General features: G+C 69.8%; 17 protein-coding genes and 1 pseudogene. 10 read left to right on the forward strand and 8 right to left on the reverse strand.

What is annotated here, in order from left to right:
* Positions 1 to 336: 336 nt before the first annotated feature.
* A complete protein-coding gene (locus ACIBG6_RS31005) occupies positions 337 to 1,461 on the reverse strand; it encodes a hypothetical protein (RefSeq protein ID WP_399226008.1) in 1,125 nt (374 codons plus the stop codon).
* A 394-nt stretch (positions 1,462 to 1,855) separates the two neighbouring features.
* Here ACIBG6_RS31005 and ACIBG6_RS31010 point away from each other — a divergent pair.
* From ACIBG6_RS31010 to ACIBG6_RS31030, 5 genes and pseudogenes are all read left to right on the forward strand, one after another.
* Positions 1,856 to 2,041: pseudogene (locus ACIBG6_RS31010) on the forward strand (Loki-CTERM sorting domain-containing protein); the annotation flags it as partial.
* Positions 2,042 to 2,234: 193 nt separating this feature from the next.
* A complete protein-coding gene (locus ACIBG6_RS31015; RefSeq protein WP_399226009.1) occupies positions 2,235 to 2,444 on the forward strand; it encodes a hypothetical protein in 210 nt (69 codons plus the stop codon).
* Between the two features lie 666 nt (positions 2,445 to 3,110).
* The gene (locus ACIBG6_RS31020) at positions 3,111 to 5,480 is read left to right on the forward strand and encodes a hypothetical protein (RefSeq protein ID WP_399226010.1); all 2,370 of its coding nucleotides are present in this window, start codon (positions 3,111 to 3,113) and stop codon (positions 5,478 to 5,480) included.
* Between the two features lie 24 nt (positions 5,481 to 5,504).
* The gene (locus tag ACIBG6_RS31025) at positions 5,505 to 6,452 is read left to right on the forward strand and encodes a hypothetical protein (protein ID WP_399226011.1); all 948 of its coding nucleotides are present in this window, start codon (positions 5,505 to 5,507) and stop codon (positions 6,450 to 6,452) included.
* Positions 6,449 to 6,679, forward strand: coding sequence for a hypothetical protein (locus tag ACIBG6_RS31030; RefSeq protein ID WP_399226013.1), 231 nt, complete (start codon positions 6,449 to 6,451; stop codon positions 6,677 to 6,679). Before ACIBG6_RS31025 ends, ACIBG6_RS31030 begins: the two co-directional genes overlap by 4 nt.
* 21 nt (positions 6,680 to 6,700) lie before the next feature.
* On the opposite strand, the gene ACIBG6_RS31035 is transcribed toward ACIBG6_RS31030, so the two are convergent.
* From ACIBG6_RS31035 to ACIBG6_RS31065, 7 genes are all read right to left on the reverse strand, one after another.
* Complete coding sequence (locus ACIBG6_RS31035; protein WP_399226014.1) at positions 6,701 to 10,990, reverse strand: discoidin domain-containing protein; 4,290 nt, start codon at positions 10,988 to 10,990, stop codon at positions 6,701 to 6,703.
* Between the two features lie 80 nt (positions 10,991 to 11,070).
* Entirely contained in the window at positions 11,071 to 14,448 is a 3,378-nt protein-coding gene (locus ACIBG6_RS31040) for a CARDB domain-containing protein (protein ID WP_399226015.1), read from the reverse strand.
* A gap of 357 nt (positions 14,449 to 14,805) precedes the next feature.
* On the reverse strand, positions 14,806 to 15,816 hold the full coding sequence (locus tag ACIBG6_RS31045; RefSeq protein WP_399226016.1) for a LacI family DNA-binding transcriptional regulator: 1,011 nt from the start codon (positions 15,814 to 15,816) through the stop codon (positions 14,806 to 14,808).
* A 127-nt stretch (positions 15,817 to 15,943) separates the two neighbouring features.
* On the reverse strand, positions 15,944 to 17,554 hold the full coding sequence (locus ACIBG6_RS31050) for a glycoside hydrolase family 13 protein (protein ID WP_399226017.1): 1,611 nt from the start codon (positions 17,552 to 17,554) through the stop codon (positions 15,944 to 15,946).
* 195 nt (positions 17,555 to 17,749) lie between these two features.
* Entirely contained in the window at positions 17,750 to 18,625 is an 876-nt protein-coding gene (locus tag ACIBG6_RS31055) for a carbohydrate ABC transporter permease (protein WP_399226018.1), read from the reverse strand.
* A 15-nt stretch (positions 18,626 to 18,640) separates the two neighbouring features.
* A complete protein-coding gene (locus ACIBG6_RS31060) occupies positions 18,641 to 19,600 on the reverse strand; it encodes a carbohydrate ABC transporter permease (protein ID WP_399226019.1) in 960 nt (319 codons plus the stop codon).
* A 94-nt stretch (positions 19,601 to 19,694) separates the two neighbouring features.
* On the reverse strand, positions 19,695 to 21,119 hold the full coding sequence (locus ACIBG6_RS31065; RefSeq protein WP_399226020.1) for an extracellular solute-binding protein: 1,425 nt from the start codon (positions 21,117 to 21,119) through the stop codon (positions 19,695 to 19,697).
* A 448-nt stretch (positions 21,120 to 21,567) separates the two neighbouring features.
* On the opposite strand from ACIBG6_RS31065, the gene ACIBG6_RS31070 reads away from it, so the two are divergent.
* The 5 genes from ACIBG6_RS31070 to ACIBG6_RS31090 all read left to right on the forward strand — a co-directional run bounded on the left by ACIBG6_RS31070 (position 21,568) and on the right by ACIBG6_RS31090 (position 24,710).
* Entirely contained in the window at positions 21,568 to 22,146 is a 579-nt protein-coding gene (locus tag ACIBG6_RS31070; protein ID WP_399226021.1) for a TIGR03086 family metal-binding protein, read from the forward strand.
* Between the two features lie 147 nt (positions 22,147 to 22,293).
* The gene (locus tag ACIBG6_RS31075) at positions 22,294 to 23,814 is read left to right on the forward strand and encodes a protein kinase (RefSeq protein ID WP_399226022.1); all 1,521 of its coding nucleotides are present in this window, start codon (positions 22,294 to 22,296) and stop codon (positions 23,812 to 23,814) included.
* A gap of 159 nt (positions 23,815 to 23,973) precedes the next feature.
* The gene (locus ACIBG6_RS31080; RefSeq protein ID WP_399226023.1) at positions 23,974 to 24,105 is read left to right on the forward strand and encodes a hypothetical protein; all 132 of its coding nucleotides are present in this window, start codon (positions 23,974 to 23,976) and stop codon (positions 24,103 to 24,105) included.
* 4 nt (positions 24,106 to 24,109) lie between these two features.
* Positions 24,110 to 24,337, forward strand: coding sequence for a hypothetical protein (locus ACIBG6_RS31085; protein WP_399226024.1), 228 nt, complete (start codon positions 24,110 to 24,112; stop codon positions 24,335 to 24,337).
* A gap of 106 nt (positions 24,338 to 24,443) precedes the next feature.
* Entirely contained in the window at positions 24,444 to 24,710 is a 267-nt protein-coding gene (locus tag ACIBG6_RS31090) for a hypothetical protein (protein ID WP_399226025.1), read from the forward strand.
* The last annotated feature ends 30 nt before the right edge of the window (positions 24,711 to 24,740 follow it).

Raw genomic sequence — 24,740 nt, forward strand, 5'->3', positions numbered from 1 at the left:
TCCCGGACGGGGGCAGCACTGTCCGGGCCACCAGGGCGACTCAGGCGGCGAGGTCACCGTTCTTGACAGCAGCAACAAACGGCGTCGGCACCGACCATGACATCTGGAACTGACCGGCATGACCGAGCTGGCACTGTACACACTCGTCGACCAGCCGTCCCAGAGACTCGATGAGCTACGTGAGCGCGAGCGGTCTCAGCAGCGAAGAGGAGGCCACATCCAGGATCGCTGCGCCAACGCCAAGGACAAGCTGACCACCGCCGACAGAGTCCTTGGCCACCGGGCACTACCTGCGCAAACTCGGCACCCGAGACATGATCGCCCAGCTCTTTGGAGTCAACGGCAGCACCGCCGTGTGTGGCCATGGGGGTGAGGATCACGCTGCGGCGGCCGTGTCCGATTCGTCTGCAGCCGATGGGTGCACGTGCCTACCGGGGTTGAATGGTGTGAACCAGGCGCCGAACGCCATGGGTGCGATGCCGAGGGCCGAGCCCACCGCGCTCTCGTCGATCCCGTCCATCGAACCGTCGTACAGCCACTCGTGGTCCATGTCCTCGTAGACGTTGTCGGCGAACACTTCGCGTTCGAGACGCCGTCGTCGAGCAACCCGAACAACTCCAGGGTGACGGTCGTCTGGCTCAAGAGCAGCCTCAGGGCAAGTTCCTCGGCGACGCAACTCAGCTGGTCGAAACTGCCGTTGGTGAAGCGAGTCGTCATGGCGATCACGGTCACCAGGAAGCGGCGGGCGAAACGGGCGTCGTACTGGAGGACATACCTCTCCGGCAGGTCCTCCAGGTGCCATAGCGGGCCGTCGCACTCGCTGACATTGGTGCCCTCCTGCTCCAGGGTGTGCACGTCCTCGAACAGCTCGTCGATCAAGACGTCGGTGGCGTAGATGAGTGCGCCGGCGGCCAGCGTGGCGTCCTCGGGCGCGACTGCGAAGCCGTAGTCGTCGCCATCCTCCTCCCCGGGGTCGTCCTGCACACCGAACATCACTGGTGAAAAGGAACGCAGCTCGTCCGCCAGCACGAGCATCCGGGCGCGCACTTCCTCGGCCTTCGCTTGCGCGTCGTACTCGCCTCCTTCGGCTGCTGCGGGCGGCTCGGCATGACGGGCTTTGCGGGCCGCGGGGTCGGCCGGCGGGCCGTCCGGGCCGTCGGCGGCGGCAAGGCTCTCCTGGGTGAGCTCCGGGTGCAGTTCGACTTCGCACCGCTCGACCTTCCAATCCGCGAGCAGCTCGGAGCGCCGAAGCACCTCGCTCACGGCGTCCCGGACGGCGTCCTCCGCGAATTCCAGCGCCTCTGCGTAGACGAACACCTTGAGCAGTGCCCCGCCCGGACACACGCCCACGATCGTGTCAAGGAGTTCGACCTCCATGCCGTCCGGCCCGTCGATGCCGTCGACCGAGGCGAAGCCGCTCTCGATCAGCGCGACGGCCCCGGCACGCTGCAGCGGGTCCATCTCCGGAGTTCCCTCCGAGATGCAGATGTCTACGGTCACTACGTACGTCACGTGTCCGAGCCTGGCAGACGGAACGCAGCCGAGGGGGAGAATCGAATCGGTTCGTCAAGCCGTCGCCCCACGAAGGCAACCGCCACCCCCGGTCCTGCTCGCTTGCACTACGTTGCGTAGCTCCGCACGACGCTTGGAACAGGCCCTGACCAGCGGCGCCCCGTCCTCCCGGGCAGCAGCGGCTGGGGAGAATCTGGGGAGAATGAAGGCCCGTTGGGGAGCGGCTGGGGAGGGTCGGCCGTACAAACTGGCAGCACGGTGAAAGAGGCGGAAAGGCTGATCGTTGCAGGTCGGACCGTCTGTTCGGGCGATTTCCGCAGGTCAGCGGGGTGAGGGTGACGACTTCAAGAAGATCTCCTCCTGGGCGGCCATTTTGTTTGCACCGACGTTGGTGGGAACGATCTACGGCATGAACTTCGACGCGATGCCGGAACTGGACTGGGCCTTCGGCTACCCGTTCGCGATCCTGCTGATGGCGGCGGTGTGCACGAGCCTGTACTTCATCTTCAAGCGGCGCGACTGGCTGTAGACGAGAGACCCGGAAACGCCGATCAAATGCACAATTACAAACACGCTTGGAGAGTCGATTCGGCGCCCTGGGGAGAATCTGGGGAGAATGCGCTGCCCTGGGGAGTGAGCCGTCACCCCTCTCACCAGCAGGGAAGGGCTTCCCCTACACCGCACGTACGACGTGCTACATCGAGGTCCACGAGGACGGCACGGTGACACACGGAAACGACCGCGCCGCCTACGAGCGAGCACTCGCCGGCACGTCGCGCCTCTTCGCCGTCTGGCCCGGAGACCGGTCGAGCCATCTGTTCGTGATCGATGACCTGGACGAGTACGCCAAGGCCCACGGGATCAGGCACGACGAGGAGCGCCCGTTGCCACGAGCGGCGGCTGGGGCAGCAGCAGCGGGCCTGAGGACGTGAAAGCCGTCCTTGCGGGACGCCTGCCACCGCTTCCCCTTCTCTCTCCGCGGGAGATGTCCAGGCGGGCGTGCGCATTGACCAGGTCGGCAATCACCTCGTTCAGCATCATGAGCGAGAAGTGACGGCTCGCCACGTACGCCGGCTCATGCCCCGAGACACCGGGGAAGTGGGGGCCCCTCGTACGGGCCCATGTTCGTCTCGTGCTTGCCGAACGCGTTGTGTCGGTGGCTTGAGACTGTCCGTTGTTGGCGGCGACGTCGAGCTCTTGGCGGAGCTGGTGGTTCTCCAGGGTCAGCCGTTGGAGAATCGCCCCTGCCCACGCCAGGTGGTCCGACAGCTCGGTGTGGGTACGCCGGAGTTCGGCGTTCAACGACATCACCGAGGAAGTACGGACCACCGCTCGGTCCCACCACCGCGCCGGAACCGATGCCCCGCAACAGCGACAGTGATGAGGTGGCTGGTGGTCGGCCAAGTTGTGGAGCTCGTGGCAGCTTCCGAGCAAGTCCGGGATCTTCCGTGCCCGCGCCCGCCTCGGGCTGAGCCGATGGCCGCACCGAGTCAACCGCGTTGTCCCCCACCCCGCCCGGACCGCCGAGATGCCTCGCCGCCAGACCGGTGAGAGCCTGGAAGCGGGATGCGATCGCGGCGCTTCTGGAGGCTGCCGACATGCGCGAAACCCATGCGAACCAGACCTGGCCCGTGAACTGGGCGTCTGCTGCGCGCCTGGCCATCAGCCCCGCGACTCTGCCGTCCGACGCACGGTTGGCCCCCCATCGGATGCTGGACAGGCTCGCCGCACTGGCACACGCGGCGGACGGCGGCGCCACGGGCGGTGCTGACGCCTTCCGGGAGGCCGTACGGGACCTCACCGCGGCCGTGCCGTTGCCGACCCGTGACCCCGGTCCGTCCGGCCCGGCGCAGGCGGACCCGTACCGGCGCGGCCTTCCCACACTCATCGACCACGCCGGACTGAACGCCCTGAACGTCGCAGCCGCCCGCCTCGCCGGCCGGGACGGCACCTCGCTCGTGCTCGGGCTGACGCTCGCCGCACTCGCAGCCGAAGCCGGACTCCAAAGCGCCGGCTATCTGGCGGATCGCGCCCTCCTCGGCGGCGGAGGCGGCATTGCCACCCGTAGCGGAGCGGGCACGGCGGCCAAGTGCGTGAAGCTGCTGGACAACCTGATGGAGTTCGAGGAGTACAACTTCCCGCTGCCCGTACCGGACGGCCCCGTCATCTGGACGACCGGCATCGAGGCGGTCGAGGTCACCGACCCGTGCGGTGCAGGGGCGACCCTGGTCATCCACGGCCACGGATTCGGAACGGCCGCCCCGCCCGGGGTGGGTGTGGTCGCCGCCCGCTGGGACCACGAGGACCTCGCGGTCAGGTACGGGGCGGTGCAGGTCATCAGCTGGTCGGACACCGCCGTCACCGTAAAGCTCGGCGCCGACTCCGTCAGCGGTAGCGTGGCGTTCGCGAACGTGGCCTGGATCCGCGCCTACGACGACGCCGTGAAGGACCGCAACAAACGCGTCGCCCAGAAGATGCACCAAGCCGGCTGCCCCGGCTACGCGCCCTCCGCGCACACACAGATCTGGGGCCTCTGGTCCGAGACGCCGCCGGCCGGCGCGGCCAACACGTACGCGGCCGGGGTCCCACACCTGGAGGCCGAGCTCATCCCCTTCGGCCCTCAGGAGATGTGGAGCGGCGACCAGCTCCACCTCACCACCAGTCAAGCGTTCACCCTCAGATGGCAGACGGTCAACGCGGACACCGTCACGCTCCGGGCCACCGGAGGAGCCACCTCGATGCTCGCCGCCGCCGGCCAGCCGACCCCCGCCACGGTCGGCACGGACGGCTACCTGCCGCTCACCGCGTCCAGCCGACCCACCGTCGCCGGCATCACGCTGGAGGCGAGTAACGCGGGGTGCGGCACCGTACAAGCAACCCTCACCATGATGATCACCGGACCGCCGCTCCGGTCGCCGGCCCTCACCGTGCTGCAGTCACTGCCCGGCGGGAACGTCGACGTCATCCCCTTCAGCGGCGGCGAGCTGCTGAACCCCGGCTCCGGGCCGTCGATCCCGCTGGTGGGGCAGAAGCGCACGGTCGTCCGGGTCGAGTGGTGGACGGCGATCCGGCAGCTTCCCATCGGCGAGTCGATGACCGCAGAGGCCGAGCTGGAAGTGACCGGGCCGCTCGGGGTCGGGCAGTCCAGCATCGTGCTGCGGCCCAGCAAGACCACCGGCGAACTGCAGGCACCGACGAAGCTCCAGCTCACCTCCAAGCGCCCGTTCGCCTCGATCGCCGAGTTCGACCAGTGGGTCACGGCGGGCGGCCGCCCGGAGACGTTCAACTTCGTCCTCCCGCCCGACCTCTGCGTGGGAGACGTCGCCCTCGAAGTGACCCTGCGGGCGTGGAACTCCGCAGGCCGGGTCTGGACGTCCACGGCGAGCACGGTGGTGAAGTTCCATGCCCGACGGCGCATCAGGATCCGGTATCGGCCACACGACGTGCCAGGTCAGCCTGCTCCGACGAACGCCGTGTGCGAGGAGGTCCTGCGCGCCGCCGCGGCGATGCTCCCCATCCCGGACCCGCAGCTCTTCCGGATCCCCGGCGAGGCCAATACGGCCGGCGGCCAACTCATCGAGGATCTGCGAGCCCTGCGTGGCGGGACCGAAACCCCGCAATGGCGTGAGGAGATCTGGCTGGTGATCGGACCGGCCGGGGTCGGTGGCTACGCTCCCGGGCAGTGGACGGGCGCCACCGATGCCACCGCTCTCACCACCGCCCACGAGATCGGCCACCTCTTCAGCCAGAACCACCTGCGGCTGTGCAATCTGGCCAACAGCCCGGGCGAGGACGACCCCGCGCTCTTCCCCGACTCGGGGAAGGTACGCGTCGTCGGCTGGGACGCGTACGGCGATCAGGACGTGCGCGACGCCACCGACATCATGATGCGCAGTTACTGTCCGGAGCCGACCTGGCCCAGCCCGGAGCGGTGGCGCCGGGTGTTCAAGAACCTCGGGCCCAGCTGAGTCGAAGGGGAACGGAGAACGGACATGGACCCCGTACCCGTGCACGTCACCGGAACCGTCGACGCGGAGGACGGGTTCACCCCCGGCTGGTGGGGCAGCGCACCGCCTGACGCGATCCGCTCCGCTGGGGTCGACTCGGGGTGGAGCGTCGTGGCGCTCGACGCGGCCGACCGGGCCGTCGCGCGCGTGGGGGCGGCCGTGATGACCGTACCGGTCTGCCCCGGAGAGCCGTACCGGCGCCTCGAAGCGGTGATCGACCTGCCCGAGTCGGCGGCTGCTGTCACCGTCCTGGACGGTCGTCGCGAGGTGTTCCGCCGGCCCGTCCCCGCGGCGCCTGTCGGGATCCGCGTCGAGCAGCGGGCCACCGAAGCCCTGGTCCACATCGACGGACCCCCATCCCCGCCCGGCGCCCACCTCGTAGCCCGCTGGCAGTCAGGGGGCCGGTATCCGCCCGTACCGACCGGGGCGGTCGTCGACGTCGGTGCGGGCGAACGCCCGGTGATCCCCCTGGACCTCGGCGAGCTGGCCGGGGGGCGGGACTACCGACTGTCCGTCGACTACAGCGACGGTGTCCGTACGGTCACCACGCTCGGCGAGCTGGTCCGTGTCCCCGCGCGTGCCCCGGCCCCGTTGATCGACGCGCCCTCCACGGGGCTGGAGATGTTCGACGACGGCTGGCTGGGCCTGGACGGCCGGCTCGGCGGGGACGGCGATCCCGAGTCGCTCAGCTGGCTGCTCGATGGAGAGCCCGTCGGCACAGGGCCGCGCGTCCGGTTCGCCCGGCCGCCGGCCGGCGCTCACGTCCTCACCCTGCGGTACGGCGACGCCCGCGACTCCCGGCAACTCACCGTCCACCCGGCACCCGTCACCGACGCCCCCGAGCCGGGCTGGTCGCCGCCGTGGCGCACGGCCCCCTACCGGGTGGTCGGCGTGGCAGTCCGCACCCGGCAGGACGGGGGCAGGACGGATTGACGCTGGCCACAGCACCTCACCGCTGCGACACCTCGCACGACGGGACGTGGGAGGAGGTCGGGGCGGAGGTCGATGTGCTCGACGAGTGGCCTCAGGTGCCGAACCCCATGCTGCCCGTGTCCCAGTTGTACCTGCGCGACGTACCCCTGCTGCGGCCTCCGGGACAGGCCGATCTGCTCCAGGTGCTGTGGTGTCCCTACGAGTACGAGCCGGCGCCCACCGCTTGATGCGGTGGGCGCCGGTGTTCTTCAGCAGGGGTTGACGGTGATCTTGAAGTTGGTGGTGTTCCGGATGTTCTCGACGTTGTCCTGCATGCGCAGGCAGTTGAACGTCGCCTCGCCGACGGGCGGGCCCTGGCCGGGCTCGGGCATCTCGTTGGCCCAGATGCCGATGCCGGACTTGGCGTCCCAGGCGTCACCGCTCCGCTTCGCGCCGGTGATGGAGATGTCGGTGAAGACGGTGTCCTTCACGGGGTTCTCGGGCTGCGAACCGGTGTACTTCGTCTGGAACATGATCCCGCTGTACGTGGGGTCCACGATGTCCACGTGGCTGACCCGGATTCCCTGGAAGACCTTCGAGGCGGAGAAGAGCCAGATGCCGGGGAAGGCCTGGTTGCCCCAGAAGTGGCCGCCGGAGCGGACGATCGAGATGTTCTCGAACTTCGTCGGGATGGTCCCGAAGCCGTTCATCGGGTAGCCGAAGTCCAGCGACGAGATCGTGATGCCGGAGTAGACGAGGGTGTCGGCGATGTGGATGTTGCGGAAGGTGTTGTCGTAGCCGCCGTACACCGCGACACCCGCGGCACGCCAGGTGAGCGTGGTGGTCAGGTTCTCGTAGACGTTGTTCCTCATGTCCGCGCCGCCGGCGTCGATCGCCGAGAAGAGCGCGAAGCTGTCGTCACCGGTGGCCCGGGCGTCGTTGTTGGCCACCAGGTTGTCCGTGGACCCGTTGGTCATGTTGACGCCGTCGGCGAACATGTTCCGGATCCGGGAGTTCTTGATCGTGATCCGGTCGGTGTTGGTGCCCCAGTACAGGCAGACCATGTGCTCGTTCCAGATGTCGTCGATGACGATGTCGGCGACGTTCTGGAAGTCGAAGACCTTGCCCGGGCCGTCGATACGGGTGACGTAGTTGCCGAAGTAGGCGAAGCCCTTGAAGAGCGAGCCGTTCGCCGTGGCCTCGGCGCGGAAGCCTATGTCGGTGTTGTCCTGCGTGGTGGGCGCGTGGAACTTCGTGTACCAGGGGCCGGCGCCGACGACCTTGACCGCCTTGCCGTAGACCTGGAACTTGCTGGAGGTCTGGTAGTCACCGGGCGGCAGGTAGACGCCGACGAGCTTGCCGGTGGTGTCCATGCGGACCTTGTCGAGCGCGTTCTGCACGTCCTGGTGCGTGAAACCGGCCGGCACCGTGTACGTGGCCGGGTCCGGGTTGGCGACCGGTGCGACCTGCTCCAGGTTGACGAAGTCGATCGCGTAGTGGGCGGCGGAGTTCGCGGCGTCCTTCTGCAGCCTGATCCTGCTGCCGGCGGGAATGGTCTCGCCGAACATCAGGTGCGCCTCGTCGTAGATGTGGCGCGGGGCACCGGCGCCCGGGTCGTTGCCGGGACCGGCCTCGGCGCCGTACAGCCAGGAGTACTTCGAGGTGAGCGGCAGGGCCTTCTTGAACACGCCGTCCACGTAGACGTCGACGGTGGTGTCGATGCCGCCGCCGCCCGGGGCGTCCGGGATGGAGAAGCGGGTGACGAGGGTGTTGGTGGCGGCGCGGGTGGTGAACTCGACGTACTCGCCGGTCGAGTCCAGGGTGACGGCCTTGCGGCCGGACGCCTCACCGGCGATGTCGCCCACGGTCCGGTTGGGGCCGACGACGGCGGCTCCGCCACCGGCGGTGCCGTCCTCCGCCTCGTACGTCGTGTACGGCATGTCGGCGCCGCGTCCGACGAACAGCGGCTGCGTCTGCGTGTTGTTCGCGCGCTTGACCGGCAGCTCGTTCGCGTCGGCGGCGAGGACGGTCCTGACGGTGTACGAGCCGTTCACGGCGGTCCACGTGCCGAGGCTCACCTCGGTGGAGGCTCCGGCTGCCAGCGCTCCGCTGTGGGCCCCGGTCAGCGTCTTGACGACGCCGCCCCGCGCGTCGACCAGCTCCAGCGTGACGCCGTGGCCGCCGCCCGTGGTCGAATCGGTGCCCTGGTTCCTCACCGCGACCTTGAACGTCACGGCGTCTCCGGCGGTCGGGCTCGACGGGACGGTCGTCACCGAGGTGGCGACGAGGTCCGCGCTCGCGACCGGCTTGACCACGAGGGCGGTGGGCCGGGTGTAGGTGTTGTCGGTCTCGTTCTGCTCCAGGACCTCGTTCGCCTCGTCCGCGACCGCGCCGAGCTCGTACGAGCCCGATGCGCGCACGCCGATGGAGACGGGGACGGTGGCCTGCGCACCGGGGGCCAGGGCCGGGGCCTGCCCGGTCGCGACCTTCGTGCCGCCGAGACGGACGGCGACCTTGCTCGCGGCCGCGGCGGCCGTTCCGTCGTTGCGCACGACGGCGGAGACGGTGATCTCGTCGTCCTCGTCGGGCGAGGCGGGCGCCGTGGACAGTCCGGTGACGGTGAGGTCCGGGTTGGGCGCGGGCACCCCGACGACCTGGAACTCGGCGATCTGGCCCGCCGGAGCCCCGGAGTTGGCGGTGAACCTGAGCCGGACGTCCGCCAGCCGCTCGGTCAGCGGGATGGTGACGGTGTTGCCGCTCGCGGGGTCGAAGGAGTAGCTCTTGGCCGCGACCCTGCCGGTGAAGCCGGTGGCGCTCTGCTCGCGGCCGAGGACCTCGATGGTCTGGGTGCGGGCCTGCCACACCTGGGCCGGGTCGAGCTTGAGCACGAGCTTGTCGAGATCGGCGTTGGCGCCGAGCTTGACGGTGAGGGTCTGCGGGTAGGTGCCGCCCGCGCCCTCCCAGTAGGTGGCGGTGTCGTTGTCGTTGGCGTTGCCCGCGGCGAAGTTCCCCGTGGTCGAGGACGCCTCGACGGACTTGCCGACGGCGAGGTCGGATCCGTTCCCGCCGCTTCCGTTGCGGGTGACGCGGTTGGAGGTGACGGAGGTGTTGCCCGCCGCGTCCTTGGCCACCACGTGGTACGTGACGGTGGCGCTCGCGGGCTGGGTGTCGGTGTATGTGGTGACGGCGCCCGCCACACTGCCGCGCAGGACGTTGTTCGCGTAGACGTCGTAGGCCGTGACGCCCTTGTTGTCGGACGAGGCGTTCCAGGCGAGTTTGACCTGCCCGCTGACGGGTTCGGTGAATCCCAGGTTCGCGGGGGCGGTCGGGGCCTGGGTGTCGCCGCCGTCGCCGACGCGGGTGACGGTGTTGCTGTCACCGGACTGGTTGCCGGCCGCGTCCTTCGCGCGGACCCGGTACGAGACCGTCTGGTCCGCCGGCCGGTTGTCGGTGAAGGTCGTGACGTCGCCGGCGACGGTGGTGAGCAGGACGTTGTTCGCGTAGATGTCGTACGCCGTGACGCCCTCGTTGTCGGTCGAGGCGTTCCAGGCGAGCCTGACCTGCCCGGTGGCGGGCTGGGTGTAGGCCAGGTTCGCGGGGGCGGTCGGGGCCTGGGTGTCGCCGGTGGCCGGTCCGTAGATCTCCAGCTCGGATATCTGGGCGGCGGGCTGGACGGTGTTCGCGGTCACCAGGACGCGCACGTAGCGGGTGGTGGTGGAGTCCAGGGTGATCGTCGCGGTGTTGTCGTTGCCCGCGTCGAAGGCGTAGGCCCGGGAAGCCGAGAGGTCGGTGAACGCGGTGCCGTCGGTGCTGCCCTGGATCTTCAGGGTCTGGCTGCGGGCCCCCCAGCCGGCGGGCAGTTTGAGGACGACCCGGTTGACGGCCACGGCGGCGCCGAGGTCGGCCTGGAGCCACTGCGGCAGGGCGTTGTTGGCGCTCTCCCAGTAGCTGGCCCGGTTGCCGTCGTTGGCGTTGGGTGCGGCGTACACGTCGGCGTGGCTGCCGGCGGTGAGGGTCTTGCCGGCGGCGAGGTTGGCCGAGGAGCCCTCGGCGGCGTGCACCTCCAGTTCGGAGAGCTGCGCCGCCTGCCAGCTCGTGTTCGCGGTGATGTCGACGCGGACGAAACGGGTCTGCGTGGCCGGGAAGGCGACGGTGACCGTGTTGGCCGAGCCAGGGCTGAAGGTGTAGGTGGCGGAACTCTTCAGGGTGGTGAAGCTGGTGCCGTCGGCGCTGCCCTGGATGGACAGGGTCTGGTTCCGGGCCTCCCAGCCGGCAGGCAGCTTCAGCACCACCTCGTCGACGCGGGTCGCCGTGCCGAGGTCGGCCTGCACCCACTGGGGCAGGGAGGTTCCGGCGCTCTCCCAGTACGAGCCCTGGTTTCCGTCGGTGATGGTGCCGGCGGAGTAGCCGGACTGGGCGCTGCTGGAGGAGGCGGTGTCACCGAGCGCGATGTTGGGTCCGCCGGCCGCGTGGGCGGCCATCAGGGGGCCGCCCAGTGCCAGCAGGCTCGTCGCGATCGCGGCGCTCAGGCACCGTGTTCGCCAGGTGGGGGTTCTCATCGTTCCTCGCTTCGTGGATGGCGGGGGTGCGGTGGGGACGCCCGGATGCGGAGCCGGGCGTCCCCACCGGTGTCGGGGCGTCAGCCCTGGTCGAAGACGAACTGCGTGCCGGGCTGCGAGCAGACGTCGCCCTTGGCCGAGTTCGTGACGGTGACGTTCGTCAGCGTGGCGCTGCCGCGCGCGCCGCCCATCGCGAGGATTCCGCAGCCGTTGAGCGACTTGTCGATGCGCACGTTCGTGACCTTGACGTTCGGCATGGCGCCGCCGCCGGTCTTGAACTGGATGCCGTCGTACGTCGACTCGTGGATGTCGGTGTCCCGGATGGTGACGCCCGGGATGTCGGGCCCCTGGGCGAAGAGGGTGATGGCGCCGAACTCCTGGTCCTCGTTCCAGAAGGCTCCGCCCGTGCGGTACAGGGCGTTGTTGGCGATCAGCGTCTGTCCGGAGAAGGGGATCGGGTCGTGGTCGGTGGCGAGCATGATCCCCGGGTAGTTCATGGTGTCGGAGACGACGTTGTTCTCGATGGTGTTGCCGTAACCGCCGTAGACCGCGATGCCGTTGGCACGCCACGGGAGCTGGACGGTGTTGTTGCGGAAGTGGTTGTCGTGGCCGACGTCCACCGAGGTGTCCTTCACGTACTTGTTGGCCCACACCGCGAGGGCGTCGTCGCCGGTGTTGCGGAAGGACGAGTTGTAGACGGTGGAGTTGCGGGTGCCGTTGGAGAAGTTGACGCCGTCGGCGTAGGTGTTGCGGATCCGCATGCCGCTGAACTCCAGGCCGTCACCCGGACCCCACAGTTCGGGGATGTCGGAGTAGTCGCGGCCGACCCAGGCGGCGACGTTGGCGTGCTCGATCCAGACGTTGCCGATCTTGGTGTTCTTGCCGAAGCGTCCGTTGAGCCCGACGCCGCCCTCGGCGTTGCCGTCGCCGCCCCGGATGGTGCCGGAGCCGAAGATGGCGATGTCCGAGATCTTGGTGTTGTCGTCGATGTCGAAGCCGAAGTTGCCCTCGTGCGGGTGGTTGATCCCGTTGGCGAGGTGCGGCGGGGTCAGCGTGTAGAGCTGGGAGTGCCACATGCCGGCGCCGCGGATGGTGACGTCCCGGATGCCGACCTGGTTGTGGGTGCCCCGGTTCAGCGGGTCGTCGGTGAGGATCTTCCGCTCCTGGCGCCACTGGCCCGCCGGGATCCACACGCAGGGGATCTCGCCCTTCTGGTCGGCGGTGACGGCGCGCTGGATGGCGTCGGTGTCGTCGATGCCGTCGTTGGGCACCGCCCCGTACTGGGTGATCGAGACGCACTCCGCGGGCTTCGCGGCCGGCGGGGCGACCTGCTCCAGGTCGATCAGGTCGACGATGTAGAAGGCGGCGGTGTCGCCCGCGTCGCGCTGGAGGCGGAACTTCGTGCCGGCCGGGTAGGACTGGGTCAGCAGGGCGTGGGACTCGTCGAAGAGACGCCGCGCGTCACCGCCCGGGGTGTTGGTGAGCCCCTCCGGCTGGTCGGTGGTGCCGTAGAGCCAGCTGTGCTTGGAGGAGAGGGTCACCTTCCGCACGAACTGCCCGTTCGCGTACAGGCTCAGCGTGGCCTCCTGGCCACCGCCGCCCGGGGCGTCCGGAATCGAGTTCCGTACGACGACGGAGTTCGCGGCGTCGGTGGAGGTGAACTCCACGTAGTCGCCCGTGGTGTTCAGGCGTACCGACTCGCGTCCCGAGGATTCGGTGGCGAAGTTGGTGTGGCCGAACGGGCGGGTGGAGTCGGTGGACAGGAGCGAGCCGCGGTAGGCCGCGTCCTCCGCCTCGTATTCCGTGTACGGGACGGCGGCGCCGCGCCCCACGACGAGGGACCGGCCGAAGACGTTGTTGTCCTCGTTCGTCTCGGTGACGGTGCCGGTGGCGTCGGCGGTCGCGGTCAGCGTGACGCCGCCGTCGGTGGCCGTCCACGTACCGGTCAGGGCGACGGTGGCGGTGTCGCCCGCGGCGATGGCCGGGGTCGTGCCGGACAGGGTGGTCGAGCCCACCGTGAGCCGCGTGACGCTGCCGGCCGGGACGGCGGACGTACCGCGGTTCTTGACGGCAACCGTGAAGGAGACGGGCGCCCCGACCGCGGGCGTGGCCGGGTTCGGGGTGATGCCCGTGACCGTCAGGTCCGGGCCGGGGGTCTGAGTGACGGTCAGCTTGTCCGTAGCGGTACGGCTGTTGTTGCCGTTGTCGAGCTCGGGCACCGTGTCGGTCGGGTCGACGGCCGCCGAGACGGTGTACGAGCCCATCGGGCGCTTGCCCATGGACACGTTCACGGTCGTCGACTGGCCCGCGGCGAGCGCGGGTACCGGGGCGGAGCCGGCGACGGTGCCCTCGGCGCTGACGTTCACGGTGGTCGCCGGGGCCGGGGCGGTGCCGGCGTTGCGTACGGTGACCTTGGCGGTCACGTCGTCGGCTTCGGACGGGGTCGCCGGTTCCCAGGTGAGCTCGTTGACGACGAAGTCCGGGGCGGGCGCCGCCTTGCCGAGCACCTGGATCTCCGCCACCTGGACACCGGGTGAGCCGGTGTTGGAGAAGCCGGTCAGTCGCAGGTCGGACACACGGCCGGTCACGGGGACGGTGACGGTGTTCTGGCCTGCCGACGGGCTGAAGGCGTAGTCGGCGCGCGCCTTGAGGGTGGTGAAGCCCGTGGCCGCCGAGGCGCGGCCGAGAATCTCCAGGGACTGGTTCCGGGGGCCCCAGGCGGAGTCCGGGTTGAGCTTGACGACGACGGCCTCGATGTCGGCGTCCGAGCCGAGCTTGACGGTGAGTCCGCTGGGGAAGCCCGCCGACTCCCAGTAGGTGGAGGTGCTGTCGTCATTGGCGTTGCCGGCCACGTAGTTCTGCGTCGTGGACGTCGCCTCGATCGGCTTGTTCCGCGCCAGGTTCGTGCCGGTGACCGGTGGCGGGTCGCCCGGGTCGCCGCCCCCGGCCTCCCCGTAGACCTCCAGCTCGGAGAGCTGCGCGGCGTTCCAGGCCGTGTTGGAGGCCACCTGGATCCGTACGAAGCGGGCCGTGGCCGACGGCAGGTCGATGTTCACCGTGTTCGCGGCGGACGGGGCGAACGACCGGGCCTGGGCGGCGGTGATGGTGCTGAACGTGCTGCCGTCGGCGCTGCCGAGGACGGCGAGGGACTGATTGCGCGCCTCCCAGCCGGTGGGCAGCTTGAGCGCGAGGCGGTCGAGGTCGACCTGGGTGCCCAGGTCCACCTGCACCCACTGCGGGAACGAGCCCAACGGGCCTTCCCAGTACGACTGCTGGCTTCCGTCGGTGACGTTGGAGGCCGGGTAGCCGCCGTTCGCGCCGCCGGCCGTCGCCGCTCTGCCGAGGGCGAGGTTGGTCTCGCCTGCGGCCTGGGCGGGGACGGGGAGCAGCCCTACGGAGATCAGGCCCGCTGTCAGCAGACCGACCCCCAGCCGCCTGCTCGGATGTGTGCCTCTCATGGTGACCTCTCCACGATGTGGGCAGGCCCGTGACCTGTCGCCGTCCGGAGCAGCCCTGGCCTACGGACGCGCAAGGGAGCTCGGAGGAGTTCGACAGGTCACGCGCCGGGAGCCCGACATGACTCCGACAAGGATCGAAAGACAGCCAGCCATGTTCTTGAGTAACTCTGTGGCTCATTTGCGCTGTCAGCCCGCAAGGTTTCTACTGGATGACGACTTTGTCAACGGGTCTCGTCCACTCGCAGACAGCCGGCATCTTTCGGAAACGCCGACGGCACCGGTATCAGAGCCGCTCGGGGCGGAGATACCGGTGCCGTCAGGTGATGGCTGTTCAGTTGTCGGAATGAGCCCCCAGGATCAGCGGGCGGACGGCGGGGCCGTCGAGCCGCGGACGACGAGCTCGGGCTCGAAGAGCAGCTCCCCGAGGTGGTGCTGGGTGCCCTGGATCTGCGCGATCAGCAGGTCCACGGCGGCGCGCCCCATGGCCTCGATGGGCTGGCGCACCGTCGACAGCGGCGGCTCCGTGCAGGTCATGAAGGCGGAGTCGTCGAAACCGACGACCGACACATCCGACGGGACCGACAGGCCGCGCCGTCGGGCGGCCCTGATCGCGCCCAGCGCCAGCGGGTCGCTGCCACAGGCGATGCCGGTGACTCCGCGCGCCAGGAGGCGCGCGGCGGCGGCCTGCCCACCCTCCAGCGAGAAGACCGACCGCTCCACGAACGCGTCGTCCCACTCCATGCCGGCGGCCGCGGCGGCCACGCGGGCGGCCTCCAGCTTGCGGCGGGACGGCACGTGATCCCCGGGGCCGAGCACGAGCCCGATCTTCTCGTGGCCCAGGGAGGCGAGGTGACGCCAGGCCTGTTCGATGGCCACGGCGTCGTCACAGGAGACGCAGGGGAAGTCGAGCCCTTCGATCGACGCATTGACCAGGACGACCGGGATGCTGCGCTCGGCCAGCCGGAAGTAGTGGTCGTGCGGGGCATCGGCCTGTGCGAAGAGCCCACCGGCGAACACGACACCGGAAACCTGCTGCTGAAGCAGCAGTTCCACGTAGTCGGCCTCGGAGACACCGCCCTTCGTCTGCGTGCAGAGGACCGGGGTGAGCCCCTGCTGCGCGAGCGCGCCGCCGATGACCTCGGCGAACGCCGGGAAGATCGGGTTCTGGAGCTCCGGAAGGACGAGGCCGACGAGCCGGGCCCGCTCACCGCGCAGCTGTGTCGGCCGTTCGTAGCCGAGCACGTCGAGCGCCGTCAGCACGGACTGCCGGGTCGCCTCCGAAACCCCGGGCTTGCCGTTGAGGACACGGCTCACCGTCGCCTCGCTGACCCCCACCTTCTTCGCCACCTGAGCAAGTCGTCGCGTCATACACGCAAGTCTAGCGCAAATCACGCAAGAGAATTGCGTCAGTTTGCCAATCCCGGCGGACTTTCCGACGCAAGGGAACCGGGCGACGGCCTCCACGTGCGGGGCCGCCCTGGCGACGGCCCTGGACTCAGGCGCGCAGCCAGGCGGCGGTGTCCGGCGGGAGGGTGCCGGCGGGGTCGAGGGGGCCGCTGGTGAGCAGAAGCGTGGAATGGGCGGGGAGCTCCACGGGTCCGTCGGAGAGGTTGACGACGCAGACCGGGCCCTGGTGGCGGGTGAAGGCGAGGACGCCTTCGGGGGCCGGGAGCCAGGTGAACGGCCCGTCGCCGAAGCCGGGTTCGGAGCGGCGCAGGGCGAGGGCCGTGCGGTAGAGGGTGAGCATGGAGTCGGGGTCGGTGCTCTGCCGGTCGACCGCGTAGGGGGCCCAGTCGCCGGGCTGCGGCAGCCAGGCGGCCGTACCGGGCGGGGTGCCGAAGCCGTAGGACGGTGCGTCGGCCTCCCAGGGGAGCGGCACCCGGCAGCCGTCGCGGCCCGGGTCGGTGCCTTCGGAGCGGAAGTGCATGGGGTCCTGGATGCGGTCGCGCGGGACGTCGACCTCGGGCAGGCCCAGTTCCTCCCCCTGGTAGAGGTAGACGGAGCCGGGCAGGGCGAGGGTGAGGAGGGCGGCGGCGCGGGCGCGGCGGGTGCCGAGCTCCAGGTCGGTGGGGGTGCCGAAGGTCTTGGTCGCGAAGGCGAAGGCGGTGTCGGCGCGGCCGTAACGGGTGACGGTGCGGGTGACGTCGTGGTTGCAGAGGACCCAGGTGGCGGGGGCGTGGACGGGGGCGTGTTCGGCGAGGGTGTCGTCGATGGTGCGGCGCAGCCGCTCCGGCTCCCAGGGGCAGGCGAGGAAGTTGAAGTTGAAGGCGGTGTGGAGCTCGTCGGGGCGCAGATAGCGGGCGAAGCGCTCGGCGTCGGGGAGCCACACCTCGCCGACGAAGACGGCGCCGTACTCGTCGGCGATGGCCCGCCAGGCGCGGTAGACGTCGTGGATCTCGTCGAGGTCGATGTACGGGTGGGGGTCGACGCCCTCGGTGAAGTCGCGGAGCCCGGGGTCCTTGGTGAGCAGGGCGGCGGAGTCGATGCGGACGCCGGCGACGCCGCGTTCGAACCAGAAGCGCAGCACGTCCTCGTGTTCGCGGCGGACGTCGGGGTGGGACCAGTCGAGGTCGGGCTGTTCGGGGGTGAAGAGGTGGAGGTACCACTCGCCGTCGGGGACGCGGGTCCAGGTGCAGCCGGAGAACTGGGAGGGCCATTCGTTGGGCGGGAGTTCGCCGTGCTCGCCCCGGCCGGGGCGGAAGTGGAAGCGTGCGCGGGCGGGGCTGCCGGGTCCGGCGGCGAGGGCCTCCTGGAACCAGGCGTGCTGGTCGGAGACGTGGTTGGGGACGATGTCGACGATGACGCGGAGGCCGAGTTCGGTGGCCTCGGCGATCAGCTTCTCGGCGTCGTCGAGGGTGCCGAAGGCGGGGTCGATGGCCCGGTAGTCGGCGACGTCGTAGCCGCCGTCGACCATCGGGGAGGCGTACCAGGGGGTGAACCAGACGGCGTCGACGCCGAGTTCGGCGAGGTGGGGCAGTCTCGCCCGGACGCCCGCGAGGTCCCCGGTGCCGTCGCCGTCGCCGTCGGCGAAGCTGCGGGGGTAGACCTGGTAGATGACGGCGTCGCGCCACCAGTCGGCGGTGCGGGACGGAGTGGAGGCTGCCACGGAACGGTCCTTTCGGGCAGGGTCGGCGGGTAGGCAGGTGGGTGGGTAGGCAGGGTCAGTGGGCAGGCGGGTAGGCAGGTCGGCGGGTAGGCAGGCAGGGGGTTCCTCGCCGCCGTCCCGGAGGAGCGGGGACGGGATGGGCCCGGGACGACGGCGAGGGCTTCGGGGAGGGGAGGACAGAGGCGGTGCGCGGCGTCAGCCCTTGAGGCTGCCGGCGGTGAGGCCGCCCATGATGTTGCGCTGGAAGACGAGGAAGACGATCAGTGTCGGGAGGGAGGCGATGGTGAGGGCGGCGATGAGGACGTTCACCGGGACCCCGTTGGCGAGCGAGTAGATGCCCACGTTGAGGGTCTGCTTCGCCGGGTCGGGCAGGGTGAGCATCGGCCAGAGGAAGTCCTTCCAGACGCCGACGACCGCGAAGATCGACACCACGCCGAGGATCGGCCGCGAGATCGGCAGGACGATCGACCACAGGATCCGCAGCGGGCTCGCGCCGTCCATGGAAGCGGCGTCGAGGAGTTCCTTCGGGATGGAGTCGAAGAACCGCTTCAGCAGGAAGATGTTGAAGGCGTTGGTGACGGACGGCAGCCAGATCGCCCACGGGGTGTTCAGCAGGTTCCGCTCGACGATCGGGACGTCCAGAACGGTCAGGTACTGGGGGACGACGAGGACCGTCGCCGGGATCATCAGGGTGGCGAGCATCAGGCCGAGGATCGCCTTGCCGAGCACCGGGCGCAGCTTGGACAGCGAGTACGCCGCCGCCACATCGAGGATCAGCTGGAAGGCGAGGGCGCCGAAGGCGTAGTAGAAGGTGTTGAACAGCAGCGAGGACAGGTCCATGACCTCCCAGGCGCGGCTGTAATTCTCGGGGGTGAAGCTCTCCGGCACCAGGGTCGGCGGGGTCCGGACGACCTCCTGGGTGTCCTTGAATCCGCTGGAGATCAGCCAGTACAGAGGTCCGAGGAACACCAAGGTGAAGCCACCGGTGACGAGGGCGAAGGCGCTCCAGTACAGGCGCTTGCCGCGGCGCTTGCCGAGTACGGCCGGTGAGATGAGCGTACGTGTGGACATGCTGGTCTCCCGGTCCTACTCGTCCTCGGCGCGGCTGAGCTTGACGTACGCCGCCGAGAAGCCGGCGAGCAGTACGAGCAGGAGCAGGCCGAGGGCCGCCGCGGCGCCGTAGTTGTTGAAGTTGAAGGCGTATTGGTAGATGAGGTAGACGACCGTGGTCGTGGACCCCTCCGGTCCGGCGCCGCCGGTGAGCAGGAACGGTTCGACGAAGACCTGCATGGTCGCGATGATCTGCATCAGCAGCATCAGCGAGAGGATCAGGCGCGTCTGCGGGATCGTCACGTGCCAGATCTTGCGGAACAGGCCGGCGCCGTCGAGCTCGGCCGCCTCGTACAGCTCTCCGGGAATGCCCTGGAGCGCGGCGAGGTAGATCAGGGTGGCGCCGCCCATGTTCATCCAGGTCGAGGCGATGACGAGGGAGAACATCGCGATGTCCGCGTCCTGGAGCCACTGCTGTTCGGGCAGGTGGAGGAGGCCGAGCAGTTCGTTGAGGAGGCCGTAGCCCGGGTCGTACAGGTACTGGAAGAGCAGGACCGCCGCGACCGGCGGCAACATCACGGGCAGGTAGACCAGGAGCCGCAGGTAGCTCTTGCCGTGCCGGAACTCGTTGATCGTGATCGCCAGGACGAAGGGCACGGCGAAGCCGAGGACCAGGGCGAGGGCGGTGTACCAGAGGGTGTTGCCCCAGGCCTGCCAGAAGGCCGGGTCGTTGAAGACGGTGCGGAAGTTGTCCAGTCCGACCCAGACGGACTCGCCGCTCTCGGTCTTCTGGAAGGCCAGGAGGAATTCCCTGACCATCGGATACCAGGAGAAGACGGCGAAGCAGAGGACGGCGCCGATGAGGAACGAGTGGGCCGTCAGGTTGCGCCGCAGGCTCTTGGCGAAAGCGCCGCCGGGGGCCGCGGGCCCCTCTGGGCGGGGCTCGGGGTGGCGGGAAGGCCCCGCCTTGGTCGGGGTCAGGCTCGGGGCCGACATGCGTGCTCCTTGGTACGGGACTGCCGTGTCCGCTGGCGGGTGGGGAGTGCCGGGCGGGACGGCCGGTGGCTGACGCCCGCCCCGCCCGGTTCCGTCACTGGTCGGCCAGGACCTGGTCGACCTGCGTCTCCGCGGTCGACAGGAGCTTGTCGACGTCGGCGTCCTTGTTGGTGAGGAGGCCGGACATCACGTTGTCGAGCACCTTGTAGACCTCCTGGGCCTTCGGCGGCTCGGCCTTGCCGGGGACGGGATTGTCCGTGAACGCCTTGAAGTTGGCGACCGGCATGGTGGCGTTCTGGGTACGGGAGGCGTCGTCCTTGGCCTTGGAGTCGTTCAGCCAGAAGTTCGGCTGCGGAAGACCGACCGGCAGGCTGTCGGCCTTGGTGCGGGCCCAGTCGAACTGGCCCTCGCCGACGGTGGTGAACTTGAAGTCGAGCCAGGCGATGGCGGCCTTGATCTTGTCGGGCGATATGCCCTTCTTGATCATGTAGCCGTTGCCGCCCGCGAGCGTGTTCTTGCCGCCGGGGATCGGGCCCATGCCGAAGTTCTCGTACTTCGCGCCCAGCTGCTGGACCATGTACGTGATGTCGTCGGGAGCGGCGAGGAACATGCCGAGCTTGTCGGTGGCGATCTGCTTCTGGAGGTCGCCCCACTTCAGCAGCTGGGTCTTGCCCATGCTGTCGTCCTCCCAGCGCATCGCGTGGAGGTTCTTCGCGACCTGCTTGCCGAGGTCGTTGTTGAAGGCGGCCTTCTTGCCGCTCGCGTCGACGATGTCGCCGCCGAGGCTGTACAGCTGGGCGGTGAAGTGCCAGCCGCCGGTGTTCCCGGCGCTGTACTCACCGAACCCGGAGACGCCCTCGCCCAGGCCCGCGATCTTCTTCGCGGCGGCGCGGACCTCGTCCCAGGTCCGCGGCGGGGTGTCGGGGTCGAGCCCGGCGTCCTTGAAGAGCTTGCGGTTGATCAGCAGGCCCATCGTGTAGTTGCTCGTGGGCAGGCCGTACAGCTTGCCGTCCTTCTTGAGCGTGCCGAGGACGTTCGGGTCGATGTCCTTCAGCCCCGGGACCGTCTTGTCGCTGACGTACGCGCTGATGTCGGTGGCGCCGTCCTCGGAGAGGACCTGCGGCAGGTCGGTGAAGTAGGTGTAGAAGACGTCCGGCTGCGACTTGGCCTTGAGCATCGCGGTGAACCGCGGCGGCTCCAGGCACTGCCCGGGAGTGGAACGACCCTCGATGGTGACGTTCGGGTACGTCTTGTTGAACGCGGCGACGTCCTCGTTCCACTCCTTCAGCTCGGCCGCCTTCGCCGCGGGCGGCATGCAGTCGATCGTGATCGACACCTTGGTCTTCGGGTCCAGCGGGGCGGAGGCGTCGGGTGAGCCGCTCTGCTGCGAAGCACCGCCGCCGCCGTCGCTGCTGCTCGTGCCGCAGGCGGCGAGCGCGGTCAGCGTCATCGCGGAGACGAGGGCGACCGCGCTGGCGCGGTGGGTACGGCGGGTACGGCGGAGCCTGGCAGTTCTCATCGAGTGGTCCCCTTCGGGCAAGAACGTGGAGGTCGCCCCACCGGAGCCGGCGACTGCGGTGTGGGGCGCGGCACACTCAACCACCGCCAACAAGTGAACGCAAGATATCGCGCCGATTTCGTAATTGCTCGACAATCAAGGCCCCGCTGGACTCCACATCCGCCTGCGAGGGCGTCGGCGCGCACCCAGCCCATCAAGGCGCGTGCAATATTTTCATGATCTCTTCAAGTTTTTCCACGCATCCGTTACCTTGGTGCACTCGACCACTGCCGTCGGCCGCCCTGGATCCCTCCGTCGCCGCGGGCGACTGCGCAAGGGGCCTGGTCCACCGGCGGAACGCAGTGCGTGGAGCACAGCTCGCCGGGACGCAGCGCGGCAGGGGGCCGGGCGCGGAGCGATGAGTTTCGGACGGCCCGACGGTCTGCCCTGCATGGACAACATCTCACCCATGGAACCGATCGATCTCGGCGCGGCCCCGGACCGCGTCGCCCGGCTCGCGGAGGGCATCGCCGACGAGCGGCTCGGCGACCCGACGCCCTGCCCCGAGTACGCGGTACGGGAACTGCTCGCCCACCTCGCCGGGCTCAGCGTCGCCTTCCGCGACGCGGCCCGCAAGCAGTTCGGCCCGACGACCGGCACACCGCCCGGCTCGTCCCTTCCGGTGCTGGCGGACGACTGGCGGACCGCCCTGCCGAAGGCCCTGGCCGAACTGGCCGCCGCCTGGCGGGAGCCGGACGCCTGGGAGGGGAACACGCAGGCGGGCGGAATCGATCTGCCGGCCGCCGTCATGGGCCGGATCGCACTCGACGAGCTGCTGATCCACGGCTGGGACCTGGCACGGGCGACCGACCAGAAGTACGAGGTGAGCGAGAAGGAACTGCGAGTCTCCGAGGCCCTGTTGACTCCATCCGACGACTCCTCCGGCGAGGGGTTCTTCGGCCCCGTCGTCGCGGTCGCCGACGACGCACCCCTGCTGGACCGCGTGATCGGCCTCAGCGGCCGCCGGCCGGACTGGCACCCGGCCTAGCGGCGCCGCGTGGGCGTGAGGGCATCGCGTTCACGCCCACGCGACACCGCCGACGGCACCTTCCGGCCGCGGGTGACGCACGACGGAAGGGTCGGTCATACTGACCCGCGGCATTCCAACGGGGGCGTGCGGCACAGGGGGTGGAGCGTGGACGGCGTGGATCTGCCGGAGCGCATCGGCGACTACGCCGTGGAGCGTGAGCTGGGTGCGGGTGGCATGGGGACGGTGTACCTGGCACGGTCCCGGGGCGGACGTACCGTCGCCGTCAAGGTGGCCCGCCCCGAGCTGGCCGCCGATCCGCACTTCCGCGCCCGGTTCCGCGCGGAGGTCGACGCCGCACGCAGGGTCGGCGGGTTCCATACGGCACAGGTCGTCGACGCCGACCCCGACGCGCCGGCTCCCTGGCTGGCGACCGCCTACATCGCGGGGCCGACACTGTCGGGCCTGCTCGCCGAAAACGGCCCGATGGACGAGGCCCGACTGCGCCTGCTCGGCGCGGCGTTGACGGAGGCGCTGCAGGCCATTCACGACTGCGGCCTGATCCACCGTGACCTCAAGCCGGGCAACATCATCATGGCCGACGACGGCCCGCGGGTGCTCGACTTCGGCATCGCCCGGGCCTTGGAGTCGACCCGGCTCACCCACACCGGAGCGGCCTTCGGGACCCCTGGATTCCTGGCCCCCGAGCAGGCTCAGGGGCTCGAAGTCGGCGGCGCGGCCGATGTGTTCGCGCTCGGCGCGGTGCTGGTCGCGGCGGCCGGTGGGCAGGCGTTCGGGGAGGGCACCCCGATGGTGCTGATGTACCGGGCGGTGCACGAGCCGGCGGATCTGTCCGCCGTGCCCGAGGGCGTGCGTCCGGTGGTCGCCGCCTGCCTGGCCAAGGATCCGGCACAAAGGCCCACCACGAAAAGGCTGTTGGACCTGCTGGCCCCGGACACGGCTCCCCCATCGACACCCGGGGACGTCGCGCATGCCGCGACCGTGGCGGACGCGCCGCGCACCGAGGCCCTGCCCACCTTCCCGCAGCAGCCACCCCTCCACCCTGAGACGAAGACCGCTACTCCGGCGAGGAAGCGCCCCGGACTGCTCGCCGCCGGTGTGGCAGGAGCCCTGATCGTGCTCGGCGGCGCGGGGTACGGCATCTACGCGTCCATGGGCGCGGGCTCGGACGCGAACCTCCCCAAGGCCACGCACGAGCTCACCATCCCCGAGACGATCGCGGACGGCGCGTACGGGTGGAACATCGAGAACCGGCTCCCTCCGGACCCGCAACCGGACAGGGACGGCATGAAGGGCTCGACCCACTTCTCCGCGGACTACACCGTCACCAGCACCGGCGTCGAAAGAGCCGTCGCGTTCCGCACGGTGGAGGTGTACGGCTCGTCCGGTCGGTACACGGACCCGGAGGGGCATCGGGACTCCCTGATCAGAGCCATGACCGTCACGGGCAGCGAGAGCGTCACAGAGCAGCCCAGAACGATCCGCCCTCCCGGCTCGGACGTCGACTTCCGCTGTACGACGGTGGACCAGGAGACCGTGTGCGCCTGGGGCGACGACAACACCACGGTTGCGATCGCGTTCACCCCGACCTCCTCACTCGAAGTGGCCGCGGCGGAGACCCGCAAGATACGCGACGACATACGCAGGCCGATCGCCACGCAGTCCTGACGGCGATCTCACCCGGCCGGAACCGCCCGTCCGACGAGGGAGCGGAGTAGGCTCGAATTACCGGGAGTAACTCGAGCACCCGCTCCCACGCGGACGTCGTTTCCGGCGATCAAGACACTGGGCCGCCCTGCAGGACGGCCCGGAGACGGGTCCGCGATCATGACCACCACCCTCGCACCCGCATTTCCGGCGCGTCTGTCGCCGACGCCGAAGGCCACCGCCCTGCCGCCGTACCGGCACCCGGTCGTCGTCGCGCGGATGATCCTGCTCCGCCCGAACCCGCGGAGGTGACGTCATGGAGACCTTGATCGCGCTCGCGGCAGTCGCCCTGCTGATCGCGCTCGGCATGCGCCTGATCCATCGGCTCAACGCCCAGCACGACGCACGCATCGCGGCCCACCACTTCAGCGACCCCTTCCCGGCCGTCTTCCGGCCACCCGGCCACAGCCCCCACACGCCGACGGAGCAGGACACTGCGACGGGGCAAGCCGCCCCCCGCCCGCTGACGGGCACCTCGCCCTGAACCACCTCGGACCACTCCTCCGGCCGAAGGCCGCGGGTGGGGCACCCGACACCCGGGACAACCCACCCGCCCGGCCTCTCGCTCGCCCGTGAAGGGACCACACACCTTGCACCCCACCGACACCGCGATCCTGCCCTCGGCCGGACACGCCGAGATCCGCATCGTCGCCGCCACCCCTGAAGCCGCCCGCGCGGTCGCCGAAGTCATCCGCCACTCCTTCGCCGGGGCGGAACAGCGCAGCTACCCCGTTCCCGAAGGCGGCACGCGCCTCCACCTCACCGTCGACACCGAAACCGCCGCAGAACCCGCCCCCTCCTGGCTCACCGCCAGCAGACAGTCCGCTCGCACCGGCACCCACGTCGACGAGGTATGAGGAAGGACGCGGCCGAGCCGGACTGCCCGA

Source organism: Streptomyces sp. NPDC050842 (assembly GCF_044456565.1).
Taxonomy (GTDB): Bacteria; Actinomycetota; Actinomycetes; order Streptomycetales; family Streptomycetaceae; genus Streptomyces.